At 62.1% G+C, this 14,695-nt stretch carries 14 protein-coding genes; 4 read left to right on the top strand and 10 right to left on the bottom strand.

Annotation, left to right across the window (positions count from 1 at the left end; translation table 11 throughout):
• Positions 1–118: 118 nt before the first annotated feature.
• From ABRA89_RS01650 to ABRA89_RS01640, 3 genes are all read left to right on the top strand, one after another.
• Positions 119–2,434: an FdhF/YdeP family oxidoreductase gene (locus ABRA89_RS01650; RefSeq protein WP_349939967.1), complete on the top strand. Its 2,316-nt coding sequence runs from the start codon at positions 119–121 to the stop codon at positions 2,432–2,434.
• Positions 2,435–2,655: 221 nt separating this feature from the next.
• Positions 2,656–2,781 carry a hypothetical protein gene (locus ABRA89_RS01645; protein ID WP_349939704.1) on the top strand — a complete coding sequence of 42 codons (126 nt, stop codon included), beginning with the start codon at positions 2,656–2,658 and terminating at the stop codon, positions 2,779–2,781.
• Positions 2,782–2,826: 45 nt separating this feature from the next.
• The gene (locus ABRA89_RS01640; RefSeq protein WP_349939703.1) at positions 2,827–2,961 is read left to right on the top strand and encodes a hypothetical protein; all 135 of its coding nucleotides are present in this window, start codon (positions 2,827–2,829) and stop codon (positions 2,959–2,961) included.
• Positions 2,962–3,052: 91 nt separating this feature from the next.
• Here the strand turns inward: ABRA89_RS01640 and ABRA89_RS01635 are convergent, their stop codons facing one another.
• Positions 3,053–4,642 carry a solute:sodium symporter family transporter gene (locus tag ABRA89_RS01635; RefSeq protein ID WP_349939702.1) on the bottom strand — a complete coding sequence of 530 codons (1,590 nt, stop codon included), beginning with the start codon at positions 4,640–4,642 and terminating at the stop codon, positions 3,053–3,055.
• A 266-nt stretch (positions 4,643–4,908) separates the two neighbouring features.
• Between ABRA89_RS01635 and trmD the strand changes: the two genes are divergently transcribed.
• A complete protein-coding gene (gene trmD, locus ABRA89_RS01630) occupies positions 4,909–5,598 on the top strand; it encodes a tRNA (guanosine(37)-N1)-methyltransferase TrmD (protein ID WP_349939701.1) in 690 nt (229 codons plus the stop codon).
• Between the two features lie 12 nt (positions 5,599–5,610).
• Here the strand turns inward: trmD and ABRA89_RS01625 are convergent, their stop codons facing one another.
• From ABRA89_RS01625 to ftsH, 9 genes are all read right to left on the bottom strand, one after another.
• Positions 5,611–6,252, bottom strand: coding sequence for a DedA family protein (locus ABRA89_RS01625; RefSeq protein WP_349939700.1), 642 nt, complete (start codon positions 6,250–6,252; stop codon positions 5,611–5,613).
• A complete protein-coding gene (locus ABRA89_RS01620; protein WP_349939699.1) occupies positions 6,249–7,487 on the bottom strand; it encodes a class I SAM-dependent RNA methyltransferase in 1,239 nt (412 codons plus the stop codon). Before ABRA89_RS01620 ends, ABRA89_RS01625 begins: the two co-directional genes overlap by 4 nt.
• Entirely contained in the window at positions 7,484–8,284 is an 801-nt protein-coding gene (locus ABRA89_RS01615; RefSeq protein ID WP_349939698.1) for a TlyA family RNA methyltransferase, read from the bottom strand. The genes ABRA89_RS01620 and ABRA89_RS01615 overlap by 4 nt, the downstream gene beginning before the upstream one ends.
• A gap of 70 nt (positions 8,285–8,354) precedes the next feature.
• Complete coding sequence (locus ABRA89_RS01610) at positions 8,355–8,750, bottom strand: DUF2442 domain-containing protein (protein WP_349939697.1); 396 nt, start codon at positions 8,748–8,750, stop codon at positions 8,355–8,357.
• Positions 8,751–8,811: 61 nt separating this feature from the next.
• Positions 8,812–8,895 carry a DUF4160 domain-containing protein gene (locus tag ABRA89_RS01605; protein ID WP_349939966.1) on the bottom strand — a complete coding sequence of 28 codons (84 nt, stop codon included), beginning with the start codon at positions 8,893–8,895 and terminating at the stop codon, positions 8,812–8,814.
• Positions 8,896–9,000: 105 nt separating this feature from the next.
• Positions 9,001–10,920, bottom strand: coding sequence for a 1-deoxy-D-xylulose-5-phosphate synthase (gene dxs, locus ABRA89_RS01600; protein ID WP_349939696.1), 1,920 nt, complete (start codon positions 10,918–10,920; stop codon positions 9,001–9,003).
• Between the two features lie 184 nt (positions 10,921–11,104).
• The gene (locus ABRA89_RS01595; RefSeq protein ID WP_349939695.1) at positions 11,105–11,377 is read right to left on the bottom strand and encodes an exodeoxyribonuclease VII small subunit; all 273 of its coding nucleotides are present in this window, start codon (positions 11,375–11,377) and stop codon (positions 11,105–11,107) included.
• Positions 11,378–11,410: 33 nt separating this feature from the next.
• Positions 11,411–12,337 (bottom strand): histone deacetylase family protein, encoded by a 927-nt coding sequence (locus ABRA89_RS01590; RefSeq protein WP_349939694.1) that lies wholly within the window; start codon positions 12,335–12,337, stop codon positions 11,411–11,413.
• Positions 12,338–12,455: 118 nt separating this feature from the next.
• A complete protein-coding gene (gene ftsH, locus ABRA89_RS01585; RefSeq protein ID WP_349939693.1) occupies positions 12,456–14,390 on the bottom strand; it encodes an ATP-dependent zinc metalloprotease FtsH in 1,935 nt (644 codons plus the stop codon).
• Positions 14,391–14,695: the final 305 nt, after the last annotated feature.

Raw genomic sequence — 14,695 nt, 5'->3', positions numbered from 1 at the left:
TCGGCAAACGACTGCGACGATCGGGCCTTTCGAACCGGACCTTGGCTGACGCGTTACCTCACCAGGGCGTGGCGTGACATTCAATGCTGCCGGCGAGAAGACGAGGAGCGACAATCCGATGGATCGCAGCGAGAACACGGACAATCCGACGATTGAACCCTATGACCGCCCGACCGGCGGGTGGGGCTCGGTCAAGTCCCTCGTCGACAAATCGGTCCAGGAAGGCCTTCTGACTTCGACCGTGTGGGCGACCCTGGAACGCCAGAACAAGGCCGACGGCTATCAATGCAGCTCCTGTTCGTGGGCAAAGCCAGCTGATCCGCGACCGTTCGAATACTGCGAGAATGGCGCCAAGGCGACGTTATGGGAAATCACGCCCAAGCGCTGTGACCGCGAATTCTTCCGCAAGCACAGGGTTTCCGAACTCCTCGAATGGACCGACCACGATCTGGAAAAGCAGGGCCGGCTGACGACGCCGCTAAAATACGACGCAAGTCTCGATCAGTACATTCCGGTGACCTGGGAGACGGCCTTCAAGGAGATCGGCGCCGAACTCAACGACATGGACCCGAAATCCGTCGTCTTCTACGTCTCCGGTCGCGCCTCACTTGAAGCCTCGCATATGTGGCAGCTCTTCGCCCGCATCTACGGCTCGAACAACCTGCCCGATTCCTCGAACATGTGTCACGAGTCGACTTCGGTCGGCCTGCCGGAGTCCATCGGTTCACCCGTCGGTACCGTCACGCTCGAAGACTTCGATGCCTGCGACATGATGTTTTTCTTCGGGCACAATACCGGCACCAACGCCCCGCGCCTCCTCCATTGGGTGCAGGAAGCGCGCAAGCGCGGCGCTCCGGTCATCACGTTCAATCCGTTGCAGGAACGCGGGCTGATGCGCTTCAAGAGCCCGCAGCATCCGCTGGAAATGCTCTCGCCCGACGAGGGCACCAAGATGTCGAGCGACTATTATCAACTCAAATGCGGCGGCGACATCGCGGCAATGACCGGCATCGCCAAGGCCGTCTTCGCCCTCGACGACGCGGCAAAAGAGGCCGGCAAACCGAGCGTCCTCGATACCGCTTTCATCGAAGAGCACTGCCACGGCTTCGAAGCCTTTGAAAGCTTCGTCAGAAATGCCAACTGGGCCCAGATCGAGCGCTGCTCGGGCCTGACGCGCGCCGACCTCGAACACACTGGCCGCGTCTATTCCAGGGCCGAGCGCGTCATCGCCAATTACGGCATGGGCCTCACCCAGCATCGCCACGGTATCGAGAACGTGCAGATGCTCTGCAATCTGCTCCTCATGCGCGGCATGATGGGCAAGAAGGGCGCCGGCATTTCGCCGATCCGCGGCCATTCCAACGTTCAGGGCCAGCGCACCGTCGGCATCACGGAAAAGCCTGACCTCATCCCGGTCGACAGATTCGAGAGCTTCTACGAATTCACGGTACCGAAGGAGAAAGGCCTCGATACGGTGGAATCCTGCCAGGGCATTCTTGATGGCTCGGTAAAGGGCTTCGTCTGCCTCGGCGGCAACTTCTCCCGCGCCGTGCCCGAGACCGCCGCCATCGAGAAGGCGTGGCGGAACATGCGCCTCAATGTGCAGATCTCCACCAAGCTGAACCGCAACCATCTGCTGGCCGCGAAAAACACCTACATCCTTCCCTGCCTCGGACGGCTGGAACGCGACACGCAGAACGGCATCGATCAGACGGTCTCGGTCGAGGACTCCACCGCCTGCATCCACGCCTCCTTCGGCAAGACGGAACCGGCTTCGAAGGAACTCCTTTCCGAGCCGAAGATCACCGCCGAACTCGCAAAGGCGACGATCGGCGGCAAGTCGAGCGTTCCGTGGGACGCATGGGTCGCCGACTATTCCAAGGTCCGCGATGCCATCGAACGCGCCTACCCGGATGATTTCCGCCAATTCAACGAGCGCTTCCGCCAACCCGGCGGCTTCCACCGCGACATCGGCGCCTGTAAACGCGAATGGCGGACGGAAACTGGCAAGGCGAACTTTCTGACGCCGGAAAGCTTCGACGTCGATCCGGATATCGACACGACCTCTCCCAATGTCTTCAAGCTCATGACCGTCCGCTCGAACGACCAGTTCAACACCTCGGTCTACGGCTATGACGACCGCCTGCGCGGTATCGACGGCACGCGGATGATCATTCTCATGAACGCAGCCGACATGAAGCGGCTTGGCATCACGGATCGGGATCGGATCGACATCGAGACGGTGGCGGACGACGGGGTTTCCCGTAAGGTTGAGGACTACCGCGTCCATGCCTGGGAGATCCCGGACGGTAATTGCGCCGGCTATTTCCCGGAGCTGAACGGCCTGATCCCGCTCTGGCACCATTCGCGGCGGGCCCATGTGCCGGCGGCAAAATCGATACCGGTAAAGATCACGAAGCGCGCCGCGAGCTGAGCCAAACGCTTCATAGCCGATCCTGATCCGCCCGCATCCACCTTCGGATGCGGGCTTTTTTTGTGGCTATAGAAGAAGCCTGAGAATTCGTGAACGGCGGCAAATACGAGGGTCACACCCAGTGCATAGAAGCTTTCGAATTGCGCGCCTTCTCCCGAGTCCCACTAAGGCGCATATGAAGGTCAACAAAGATGAGAAATCGAGAGAAAAGGGGTCACGCCATGAACAAGCCCACCGTCACGAACCGTATCCGCGGCTTTTTCGGCGAACTCGTCCGCGAGTCCGGCAACCGGACCCAGCGCCTGGAACATGCCCTTGAGCAGACCAGGCAGCGCCACGGCAAATAAGCCGACCCGATCTTTCGAAAACACGAAACATACCAGGAGCCAACCATGACCAATCGTCAGAACAACACTTTCGGCAGCCGCGTACGCGGATTCTTCTCGGACCTCGTTCGCGATTCCCACAATCGCGCACCGCGCATCGGACAGATTCTTCGCGAAGAGCGCGCCCGCAGCGGCAAGTAAGCCGACGCATTTCGCACGTACCTGTCTAGACACATGAAAAGCCGCGGAGAGCTTGAAGCTTTCCGCGGCTTTTTCGTTCAGGCCCGCCAGCTCAGGTGAAGATGACGTAGGTCGAGGCGACGATAAGGATGACGACGATGCCGAGAGGCCAAGCCAGATTCCAGCTCGTCATCTCCACGGCACCGCTCTCTCGAGCCACGAAGTCGCTCGTGCGCGGCCGCATCTTGCCGATGATCAGCATGATGATGACGTTGAGCACGAAGAGGATCGCCATCACGTGGAGATAGTGAGGATAGCTGTCCTCGCCGACCGCGAATTTCAGCCCGAACTGGCTGATCATGTAGAGGATCACGCCTGAGGCGAGCGCGACCTTGGCGGCGATCGGCGGCACGCGCTTCGTGAAGATGCCGACGAGGATGATCGTCAGGATCGGGATCGAATAGCAGCCGTTCACCTCCTGCAGATAGCCGAACAGGCCCTGCGGCGCATTGGCGATGAACGGCGCGATCGTCATCGAGGCGATGGCGAGAACGATGCCGAAATACTTGCCGGCCTGCACGACCTGCCGGTCTGTCGCGTCCTGTTTGATGTACTGTCGGTAGATGTCGATACCGAACAGCGTCACCGAAGAGTTCAGCGCAGAGTTGAACGAGGACAGGATTGCCCCGAACAGCACCGCCGCGAAGAAGCCGACGAGGTAGAAGGGCAGAACCTCGGTTACCAGCGTCGGATAGGCCTCGTCCGGCGTTTCGAGATCCGGGAAGAGGTGGAACGCGATGATACCCGGCAGGACGACGATGATCGGCCCGAGAATTTTAAGGAAGGCGGCGAAGAGAAGCCCCTTCTGGCCTTCCTTCAGGTTCTTTGCGCCCAGCGCACGCTGGATGATCGCCTGGTTCGTGCCCCAATAGAACAGCTGAACCAGCATCATGCCGGTGAAGATCGTCGCGAAGGGTATCGACGAGTCAGGCCCGCCGATCGCGTCGAACTTCTCGGGATGCTCGTTCCAGAGCGTCGAGAGCCCCTGACTGATCGAGCCCTCGCCGACGACGAGAAGGCCGAAGACAGGAACCAGAAGACCGCCCGTGAAGAGACCGACGGCGTTGATCGTATCGGACACCGCAACGGCCTTCAGCCCGCCGAAAATCGCGTAGATCGAGCCGACGATGCCGATCGCCCAGACCGTGATCCAGAGCGCGGCCGTATCGCCGACGCCCAGAAGCTGCGGCACGTCGAACATGGTCGAGAGCGCGAGCGCGCCGGAATAAAGCACGATCGGTAACAGGACGATCGCATAACCCGACAGGAACAGGGCCGAGACGATGGTCTTCGTCTGGTTGTCGTAGCGCTCTTCGAGGAATGACGGGATCGTCGCGACGCCGCCATAGAGATAGCGTGGCAGAAGGACGAGCGCCGTCACCACCATCGCGATCGCGGCAAGTGTCTCCCAGGCCATCACGAGGATGCCGTCGGAGAAGGCCTGGCCGTTGAGTCCGACGATCTGTTCGGTGGAAAGATTGGTCAGAAGCAGAGAGCCGCAGATGACCGGCGCTGTCAGCGAGCGTCCGCCGAGAAAGTAACCGTCCGAATGCTCTTCGTCGGTTCCTCGCGTCCAGATGTAGGACAGGATACCGACGAGCGCGGTGAATCCCAGAAAGACCAGTATATTGAGCGCGCCCATGTTTCCTCCCTGAGCACATGCAAGGCAATTTGAACGCCACGCCCGATTTTTCGGATAGTCGGCAAAAGCCTGTTATCGTTTGCGCGCCGGTAGATATCGGAAACTGCACGGAAATCCATGGTGGTGCAATGCGACCACGCGGCAATCGCCTGCTCGCTTTGGTCATGGGTCTCGGCGGAAGCAGACGTCACGCTTGCCGGTCGCAACGTCTAAGCCGCTTCATTTTCCTGTTTTCAGAACCCATGCGGTCGACTAAGCGGCATTCCATGACCTTTCGCGCAACGATCCTGACGCTCTACCCGGAAATGTTTCCCGGTCCTCTCGGTCTGTCGCTGGCCGGCAAGGCGCTGGAGCGTGGCGACTGGTCACTGGAAGCCCGGCAAATCCGCGAGTTCGGGCGCGGCAAGCACCGAGCGGTGGACGATACGCCTGCCGGAGGCGGTGCCGGCATGGTGATGCGCGCGGATGTCGTCGCCGATGCGATCGACGCGGCAAGCCCTGAAGGCGACATGCGTCCCCGGCTGATGATGAGCCCCCGCGGCCGCCCCCTGTCGCAGGACTTCGTCCGCGATCTCGCGGCCGGAGACGGCGCTCTCATCCTCTGCGGCCGCTTCGAGGGGGTCGATGAACGGGTCATCGAAGCGCGCAATCTGTTGGAAGTCTCGATCGGCGATTATGTGCTTTCGGGCGGCGAGATGGCCGCCCTCACCCTGCTCGATGCGGTCGTGCGCCTGCTTCCCGGTGTCATGGGTAACCAGCAGTCCGGCACACATGAAAGCTTCGAGGGCGGGCTGCTGGAGCATCCGCACTACACGCGTCCCTCCGAATGGGAGGGCCGCACGATCCCGCCGGTTCTCACCTCCGGCGATCACGGCGCCGTCGAGAAATGGCGCCGCGCCGAGGCCGAACGCATCACCCGCGAGCGGCGACCGGACCTTCCGGGCGACAAACGCTGAACGCGGGCCGTTTCAGACGGTCTCTTCGCGTTCTTCCCGCCCGTTCTTCTGCGTTCCTTTCGCGTTCTTTTCCTTCTTGGCGTCGAACAGCACCTTGTAGGTGCCGAACATGCCGATGGCGCAGATCAAGCCTGAAATCGCGATGATCGCCCAGGTCGACTGTTCCTCCAGGAAATGCGTCAGCGCCTTGCCGAAGTAGTAGGCCGTCAAGCCATAGGCTGCCGTCCAGAGCGCTGCGGAAATCGAATTATAAAGCAGGAATTGCAGCCAGCGCATGTGCATCATGCCGGCAACGAAGCCGTTGAGCTGGCGCAAGATGAAGACGAAGCGCGCGATGAGAACGATAACGAAGCCGTAGGACTGGAACTTCTCCTCGACCATGGTCAGCTTGTCCTCGTCGAAGCCGACCCGATCTCCCCATTTCACGATTGCCGCACGTCCGTAGCGCCGCCCGACGAAATAGCCGATATTGTCGCCGAGGATCGAGCCAAGAAAAGAGGCGCCGAGTACGAGGAAGATGTTCATCTTGCCGCTGCTCGCCAGCATTCCAGCCGCGACGACGAGGCTTTCCCCCGGCAAGGGCATTGCGACCGACTCCAGCAAAACGACCACGACGATGAAGCCGTAGCCGTACTGGGTCAGGAAATCAGTCACCGACCACGCTCCAAAAGTGCGACTGCTTCCACGTGGTGCGACCAGAGGAACTGATCGATCGGCGTTACCGATTTGAGCTTATAGCCGCCATCGATGAGAATGCGCAGATCGCGGCCGAGCGTCTGCGGATTGCAGGAAACGGCGGCGACGCGCTTCACAGCCGACCCGGCAAGTGCATTGGCGATGCCTTCGGCGCCCGCTCGCGGGGGATCGAAGACGACACCGTCGTAAGGCTTAAGGTCTTTCACCGTCATCGGACGGCGAAAGAGATCGCGCCTGTCCTGCGTGATCGGCTTCAGGCCGGATGCCTGCCGCGCGGCTGAATCGAGAGCAGCCAGCGCGCCGGCTTCGCCTTCCACCGCATGCACCTTCGCGCCTTTCGCAAGCCGCAGCGTAAAGGCTCCCGATCCAGCGAAGAGATCGGCGACGCGCTTGGCCTTTGCGAGATGACCGAGCACCAGCTCAGCCATCGCGTCCTCGGCGGCGGCCACGGCCTGCAGAAAACCACCCGGCGGCGGCTCGACAGCGATGCCGCCGAAGAAAACCTGCGGCGGTCGTGCTTTGACCAAAACCTCGCCGTTCGACGTCAGCCGCGCGAATTTCGAGGCTAGCGCATGGGACACCGCCTGCCGGTGACGCTCCTCAGATAGCTTTGCAGCGTCGTTCGCGGCGATATCGAGCCCTGTGTCGGTCTGCGTCGCCGTGAGCTTCAGCGGCGCCTTCCGGTCGATCAGGATGGTCGCCAGCTTTTCGAGCGCGGGCAAAGCCTCGACAATCCCGGGCATCGCAACGGGACAGGGGCCGATCGACACGACGCGGTCCGAATGGGCTTCGTGAAAGCCGAGCAGCATTTTCGAACCGGCACGCACAGCCGTCAGCGTCACCCGTCGCCGCGTGCCGGGCGCGCAGGTCACCAGCGGGGCGACATCGGCCTCGATCCCGTGGCGAGAAAGCGCTTCGACAACGATTCCACGCTTGTACTCGGCATAAAAGGCCGGCGAAGCATGCTGCAACTCGCAGCCGCCGCAGGTTCCGAAATGCGGACAGGGCGGCTCGGCGCGTTCATCAGATGCCTTCAGGATTTCCAGCGGCGTTCCGCGCTTCTCCCCCTCGAAGAGATCGGCGCGCACCACCTCTCCCGGCAGCGTAAAAGGCACGAATAGCTGGCCATTGCCGGTTTCGGCAATGCCGTCCCCTTGGGCCCCAAGCCGCTCAATGGTGACTTCGCGGCTCATGCCTTGTCACCACGTTTAGTCGCCGCGAGCAGGAATTCGCGGTTGCCGTCGCCTCCGGCGATCGGCGAGGCGATCAACCCGTCGACCGTCCATCCTTCTTGCATTCCGAGCCAATCGGCGACGCCCTGGGCCACCGCGCCAGCCGTCTCCGGTTCCTTCAACAGGCCACCCTTGCCGATCGCCTCCCGGCCCGCCTCGAATTGCGGCTTCACGAGAAACAGACCTCGCGCGCCATCCTCCGCCAATTCCAAAGCGGGCGGCAGCGCCAAAGTCAGCGAGATGAAGCTGACATCCGCAACGAGAAGATTGGGCACATGTCCATCCAGATCGTCCTCCGTCAGATCGCGGGCATTCAGGCCCTCGATCACCGTCAGGCTTCGCTCTTCGCGCAGGCTCGCATGCATCTGATCATGGCCGACATCGATCGCGATTACGTGCGCGGCGCCACGTTGCAGAAGCACCTGGCTGAAACCGCCGGTCGATGCCCCGATATCGAGGCAATCGAGCCCAGCCGGATCGATAGCAAAGGCATCGAGCCCCGCAATCAGCTTCAGCGCGGCACGCGAGACGTAACCGGCCGCCGGATCGTCCACGGCGATCTCGGCATCGGCTGCAACCATGAGCGACGCCTTCCGCGCCGGGCGCCCGTCCACCGTCACCCCACCACGCTTGATCGCATCGAGCGCTCGGGAGCGCGTCGGCATCAGCCCTCGCGCCACCAGCGCCTGATCGAGGCGAATAGTCGAGCCGGACCCAGTGTCCGGCAGGTCGGCGAAGGGCGAATCGAATGTGGTCATTGCCGCGAATGTGATCCGGCGACGGGCAAGGTGCAAGCTCGCAAGCCTGATCGGGTTTTATCAAAGCAGTTCAGGCAGCATCCGTCGCGGCTGCATCATGCGTTTTGCTCTTTCTCTCTTCCATGTACCGAGCCGTGCCGAAAATACCGGCCATGGGCCCTTCGATTCGGAAATCCGCATCCAGTGATACCCAGCGCAGGCCGGTTTCGCCGAGAAGCTCCACCTCCGCCAAGGCTTCGTCCGACGCATTTTGGAGGCCTTGCAGGGAGCGGGCAGGAACCGTGAAAACGGAGCCGTTCATGAAATCGACGACAACCCGTCCGCTGGCGGCATCATACCTGACGGAGCGGGGCAGCGGACGAAAGCGATCGCTGACTTTCGCGGCACGCTCCGCTGCCTCGATATCTGCTTCGCTGAATTCAAAATCATCCATGGATTTGCCTCCAGCGGTCAAGAAGCTCGGCATGATAGGACTTGATGAGCGCTGCCGCCTTCCGCTGTTCGCCACGCGTCATACGGTTCGAGATTCACCTTGGATCGTCGCCCGAGATATCGATCTTCGCTTCTCCGTCTCCATGAACATGCACGTGCGCCGGTTCATGGTCGTCCAGCTAGATTACCACACGCAGACCGCCCGAGCGTAAAACAACGACCATAAGCTGCCTATCACCCGCTTCGCAATGAAAGCTGGCTGCGGTCGTGGCGCGCTTCGGCCATCACGCCCGCTTCGCGGCCTCTTTCTCCTCGCGCCCAAGCGCACGGAACACGGTCGAGACGATGCCCGCCTTGTCGAGGCCGGCGTCGGCGTTCATCTTCGTCGGGTTCCCGTGGTCGACGAAACTGTCCGGCATGACGATCGGACGGATTTTGAGGCCCATGTCGAGAAGCCCGACGCTGGCGAGATGCTGAAGCACCTGGGAGGCGAAGCCACCACTCGAGCCTTCCTCCACCGTGATCAGAACCTCATGGTTCTTGGCGAGACGCTCGATCAAGTCCGTATCGAGGGGTTTGGCGAAGCGCGCATCGGCGACAGTCGTCGGCAGCCCGTAACCGTCTAGCTCTTCGGCGGCAGCGAGAGAGTCCGCAAGCCGCGTACCGAAGGCGAGGATCGCGACCTTCGAACCTTCCTTGATCAGCCGGCCCTTGCCGATTTCGAGAACCTCGCCACGCTCCGGCATATCGACGCCGGTGCCATTGCCACGCGGATAGCGGAACGAGATCGGCCCCTCGTCATAGGCCGCAGCCGTGCGCACCATGTGGCGCAATTCAGCCTCGTCGCTCGCGGCCATGACCACGAAACCGGGCAGCGGGCAGAGATAGGCCGTGTCGAACGAGCCCGCATGGGTCGCCCCGTCGGCACCCACGAAGCCGGCGCGATCGATCGCGAAGCGGACCGGCAGATGCTGGATCGCCACATCGTGCACGACCTGGTCATAGGCGCGTTGCAGGAAGGTGGAGTAGATCGCCGCGAACGGCTTGTAGCCCTCGGTCGCAAGCCCCGCGCAGAAGGTGACCGCGTGCTGTTCGGCAATGCCGACATCGAAAGTACGGGTCGGATAGGCATCTGCGAACTTGTCGAGGCCGGTTCCCGCCGGCATCGCCGCATTGACCGCAACGATCTTGTCGTCGTGCCGCGCCTCTTCGATGAGGCTCGACGCGAAGACGTTCGTATAGCTCGGCGCATTGCCCTTCGATTTGGACTGCGCGCCAGTGATGACGTCGAACTTCGAAACGCCGTGATATTTGTCGGCGGAGTTCTCGGCCGGCTCGTAGCCCTTGCCCTTCTTAGTGACGACATGGACGAGGATCGGCCCTGTCTCTGCGTCCCGCACATTCTTCAGCACCGGCACCAGCGCGTCGAGGTCGTGACCGTCGATCGGGCCGATGTAATAAAAGCCCAGCTCCTCGAAGAGCGTGCCGCCGGTGAAGAAGCCGCGCGTATATTCCTCGGTCTTGCGGGCGCCTTCGCGGAAGAAATCCGGAAGCTTCTGGGTGAAGTCGCGCGCCCGGTTTCGAAGCGTCCGGTAGGTCTTGCCCGAAACGAGCCGGGCCAGATAATGGCTCATCGCACCCGTCGGCGGGGCAATCGACATGTCGTTGTCGTTGAGGATGACGATGAGGCGCGCGTCGAGTGCGCCGGCATTGTTCATCGCCTCATAGGCCATGCCCGCGCTCATCGCGCCGTCGCCGATCACCGAAATGACGTTGTTCTTTCCGCCCGCCAGATCACGCGCGACGGCCATGCCCAGGCCAGCCGAGATCGAGGTCGACGAATGCCCCGCGCCAAAGGGGTCGTACTCGCTCTCGGTGCGCTTTGCGAAACCGGAAAGCCCGCCCTCCTGGCGCACGGTGCGCATGCGCTCGCGGCGTTTGGTGAGGATCTTGTGCGGATAGGCCTGGTGGCTGACGTCCCAGATCAACCGGTCGTCCGGCGTGTTGAAAACGTAATGGAGGGCGACGGTCAGTTCGACAACGCCGAGGCCTGCGCCCAGATGTCCGCCGGTCTGGGAGACGGCGTCGATCAGATCGGCACGAAGCTCGTCGGCGATCTGGCTCAGGTCCTTTTCCTTGAACCGTCGCAGATCAGCGGGCGTATCGATCTGGTCGAGGAGCGGCGTCTTCAAGGTTTGGGACACTGCGCAAGAACCTCTTAACTCGTATCGGCCGGCCAGGTTATCTGGCTCTCTGGAACCGTTCGACATTTAAATCGTGTAGTGGGGGTCGCGATCAAGCCTTTCGGGTTTCAGGCTCTTGCGTCAAATCGCATCCGTCCTGCGAAAGTTGCGCTCCGTTCGGTAGCGAACCCCTTGCCCGCTCCGTTCAGTCCGTATCGAGCGGCTCAGTGCCGGTGGGTTTGCCGGCACGGTTGAGCTTGATCTTTTCCACCTTGTCTTCGGCCGCGGACAGCAGCCGGTCACAGTGGTTCTTCAGCTTCTCGCCGCGCTCGTAGATGCGGATCGAGCGATCGAGCGGCACGTCGCCGCGTTCGAGATCGCTGACGATCCGCTCCAGAGAGGCCATCGCCTGTTCGAAGGTCATGCGCTTGATGTCGGAATCGTCCGCGGGGATGTCGTCGGTCTGTTCGTCGGCCATGAAATCTCTTTACTTGTTCGTCCCGGCGAAGGCTCAGCCTTCGAGCAGCCGTTTGACATGGGCCTTCACCGAAACGGCGAGCCCCTGCAGATCGTAGCCGCCCTCCAGCACGCTCACCAGCCGGTCGTCGCAATGGGTCGCGGCAGCGTCCATCAGCTTGCCGGTCGCCCAGTCGAAATCGGCGTCCGTCAGCTTGAGATTGGCGAGCGGATCGCGGAAGTGGGCGTCGAACCCGGCCGAGATGATGATAAGATCCGGCTGAAATTCATTGATCGCCGGCAGGATGCGGGTCTCGAAGGCTTCCCGGAATTTCTCGCCCCCATCACCCGCCGAAAGCGGCGCATTGACGATGTTGCCGGCTCCGGTCTCGGATTTCGCGCCCGTACCCGGATAGAGCGGCATCTGATGGGTCGAGCAGTACATCACGCTCGGATCGGACCAGAAGATGTCTTGCGTGCCGTTTCCGTGGTGGACATCCCAATCCATGATGGCAACGCGGCCAAGGCCGTGAACCGACTGGGCGTGGCGGGCGGCGATGGCGGCGGTGTTGAACAGGCAGAAGCCCATCGCCGTCGTCTTTTCGGCATGGTGGCCGGGCGGGCGGGCCGCGACGAAGGCGTTCTTGCATTTACCGGCAACGACTCCGTCCACTGCGGCGGTCGCGGCGCCGACGGCATGCAGCGCGGCCGTGAAGCTCTTCGGGCTGATGATCGTGTCGCCATCGATCCGCGCAAGGCCCTCCTCCGGGATCGCCTTGGCGACCGCTTCGGCGAACTTGTGCGGATGGCAGCGAGTGATCGATTCCAATTCCCCTTCGGGGGCGAGTTCGCGGTCGAGAAGTTGGAAGCTCTCGTCTTCCAGGACCTGTTCGACAGCGACCAGCCTCTCTGGCCGTTCGGGGTGGCCCGGACCGGTGAGATGCTCGACGAAGATCGGATGATGATAGTAGCGCGTCAGCATGTTACGAGACCTAGCCCGCAGAGGGGCGCTTGGCAATTTTTCCGCGCGTTCAAACAGAAACGCGATGCCGAGAGGTTCGGCATCGCGTGATCTTTAAATAGGAACATCCAAGTCTGGATCAGGTCGGCTGTGGCTCCATACCGCCCTCGTCGGTCTCGCCGCCGTGGCTGGGACGGGACGTTCCGGCCTTGGGGATCGAGGAACCACGGCTCGGCGGCGTGTCGTCACCCATATCGCGGGTCAGAGGACGGCCGTGAAGCAGATCGTCGACTTCCTTGCCCGACAGCGTCTCGTATTCGAGCAGCGCCTTCGCCAGGAGGTGCAGCTGGTCGATGTTGTCGTTAAGGATCTGCCGCGCCTTGTTCTCGGCAACCTCGACGATCCCGCGCACTTCGGAGTCGATCAGCTTTGCCGTCTCCTCGGACATGTTCTGCTGCTGGGCGACAGAATGGCCGAGGAACACCTCGTCCTGATTCTGCTTGTAGCGCAGACGCCCGAGCTTGTCGGACATGCCGTATTCCATGACCATGGCACGCGACATGTTGGTCGCCTGCTGGATGTCGTTGGAGGCACCCGTCGTCACGTTCTCTTCGCCGTAGATGATCTCCTCGGCCGCGCGGCCGCCGAAGATCATGGCGAGACGGGCTTCCATCTCGTTCTTGCGCATGCCGTAGCGATCGCGTTCCGGCAGGTTCATGGTGACGCCGAGGGCGCGGCCACGCGGAATGATCGTGACCTTGTGCAGCGGATCGTTGCCCGGAACATGGATGCCGACGAGGGCGTGACCGGCCTCGTGATAGGCCGTCAGCTTCTTCTCGTCCTCGGTCATGGCCATGGACCGGCGCTCGGCACCCATCATGACCTTGTCCTTGGCATCCTCGAGTTCGAGCATGGTGACGAGGCGCTTGGAGCGGCGGGCCGCCATCAGCGCGGCCTCATTGACGAGGTTCGCGAGATCGGCACCTGAGAAGCCCGGCGTACCGCGCGCGATCGTCTTCAGATCGACATTCGGTGCCAACGGCGTGTTGCGGGTGTGGACCTTGAGGATCTTCTCGCGGCCGGTGACGTCCGGGTTGGGCACGACGACCTGACGATCGAAACGGCCGGGACGCAGCAGCGCCGGGTCGAGAACGTCCGGACGGTTCGTCGCGGCGATGAGGATGACGCCCTCGTTCGCCTCGAAGCCGTCCATCTCGACGAGAAGCTGGTTCAGGGTCTGCTCGCGCTCGTCATTGCCGCCGCCGAGACCGGCGCCACGATGACGACCGACCGCGTCGATCTCGTCGATGAAGATGATGCACGGGCTGTTCTTCTTCGCCTGCTCGAACATGTCGCGGACGCGGCTCGCGCCGACGCCGACGAACATTTCGACGAAGTCCGAACCGGAAATCGTGAAGAAGGGCACGCCCGCTTCGCCCGCGACGGCACGTGCGGTCAGCGTCTTACCTGTGCCCGGAGGGCCGACGAGCAGCACGCCGCGCGGAATCTTGCCGCCGAGGCGCTGGAACTTCTGGGGCTCCCGGAGGAACTCGACTATCTCTTCGAGGTCCTGCTTGGCCTCGTCCACGCCTGCGACGTCCGCGAAGGTGACGCGGCCATGGGCCTCGGTCAGGAGCTTGGCCTTGGACTTGCCGAAGCCCATCGCCTTGCCGCCGGCACCGCCCTGCATCTGGCGCATCAGGAAGATCCAGACGGCGAGTATCAGGAGAATCGGGCCGAAGGACAGAAGCATCGACCAGATCGGATTGGTATCGTCGCCGGGGGGCGCAGCCGTAATCCGCACCTGACTGCTTTCCAGCCGCTCGACGAGATTGGCATCGTCGGGTGCATAGGTCTGGAAGTTCTGGCTGCCGTCGTTATAGGCGCCGGTGATCTTCTGACCCTGAATGGTGACCGAGGTGACGCGGCCCGAATCGACGTCCGAGAGGAACTGCGAATAGGGAATTTCGCGAGAGTTCGCGGTCTGCGAGCCGTTGGAAAACAGCTGGAACAGCGCAATCAGCAAAAGGGCGATGATGGCCCACAGCGCGAAGTTACGGAAGTTCTGATTCATCAGTCGTCCTGGCCTGGCGGCGCGAGTACCGCCCGCGCAACGTCCTCGGAAATAAGTATTCCCCCTCCTCTTGCCAATGGCAAGCGGCGGTTTTGCGGCGAAATGGCCGAGTGCGAGCCCAACGCCGGATCGAACCCAAGGCATAACACGAAGATGACGCGCGTCACCCCGAAGTCGGCAACGGGGTTACCAAGCGGTCTGACGCAGAATTGAAGCCGGTTCGGCCCGGCTTCTCGCCGTTTGTCCAGCCCCTTGGAATGAAGACATGCCGTTCCTCTCCGCGCCCGTTACGACCGGAGTTCTCA

This window comes from Fulvimarina thalattae, assembly GCF_040239565.1.
Taxonomy (GTDB): domain Bacteria; phylum Pseudomonadota; class Alphaproteobacteria; order Rhizobiales; family Rhizobiaceae; genus Fulvimarina.
The sequence above is the reverse complement of the archived record's forward strand: the minus strand, read 5'-3'. Positions and strand labels throughout refer to the sequence as shown.

Excerpts from the sequence above, each read along its gene's own strand:
- ABRA89_RS01650 (WP_349939967.1), top strand. The coding sequence starts at position 119 with ATGGATCGCAGCGAGAACACGGACAATCCGACGATTGAACCCTATGAC.
- ABRA89_RS01645 (WP_349939704.1), top strand. The coding sequence starts at position 2,656 with ATGAACAAGCCCACCGTCACGAACCGTATCCGCGGCTTTTTCGGCGAA.
- ABRA89_RS01640 (WP_349939703.1), top strand. The coding sequence starts at position 2,827 with ATGACCAATCGTCAGAACAACACTTTCGGCAGCCGCGTACGCGGATTC.
- ABRA89_RS01635 (WP_349939702.1), bottom strand. The coding sequence starts at position 4,642 with ATGGGCGCGCTCAATATACTGGTCTTTCTGGGATTCACCGCGCTCGTC.
- trmD (WP_349939701.1), top strand. The coding sequence starts at position 4,909 with ATGACCTTTCGCGCAACGATCCTGACGCTCTACCCGGAAATGTTTCCC.
- ABRA89_RS01620 (WP_349939699.1), bottom strand. The coding sequence starts at position 7,487 with ATGAGCCGCGAAGTCACCATTGAGCGGCTTGGGGCCCAAGGGGACGGC.
- ABRA89_RS01615 (WP_349939698.1), bottom strand. The coding sequence starts at position 8,284 with ATGACCACATTCGATTCGCCCTTCGCCGACCTGCCGGACACTGGGTCC.
- ABRA89_RS01610 (WP_349939697.1), bottom strand. The coding sequence starts at position 8,750 with ATGCCGAGCTTCTTGACCGCTGGAGGCAAATCCATGGATGATTTTGAA.
- ABRA89_RS01595 (WP_349939695.1), bottom strand. The coding sequence starts at position 11,377 with ATGGCCGACGAACAGACCGACGACATCCCCGCGGACGATTCCGACATC.
- ABRA89_RS01590 (WP_349939694.1), bottom strand. The coding sequence starts at position 12,337 with ATGCTGACGCGCTACTATCATCATCCGATCTTCGTCGAGCATCTCACC.
- ftsH (WP_349939693.1), bottom strand. The coding sequence starts at position 14,390 with ATGAATCAGAACTTCCGTAACTTCGCGCTGTGGGCCATCATCGCCCTT.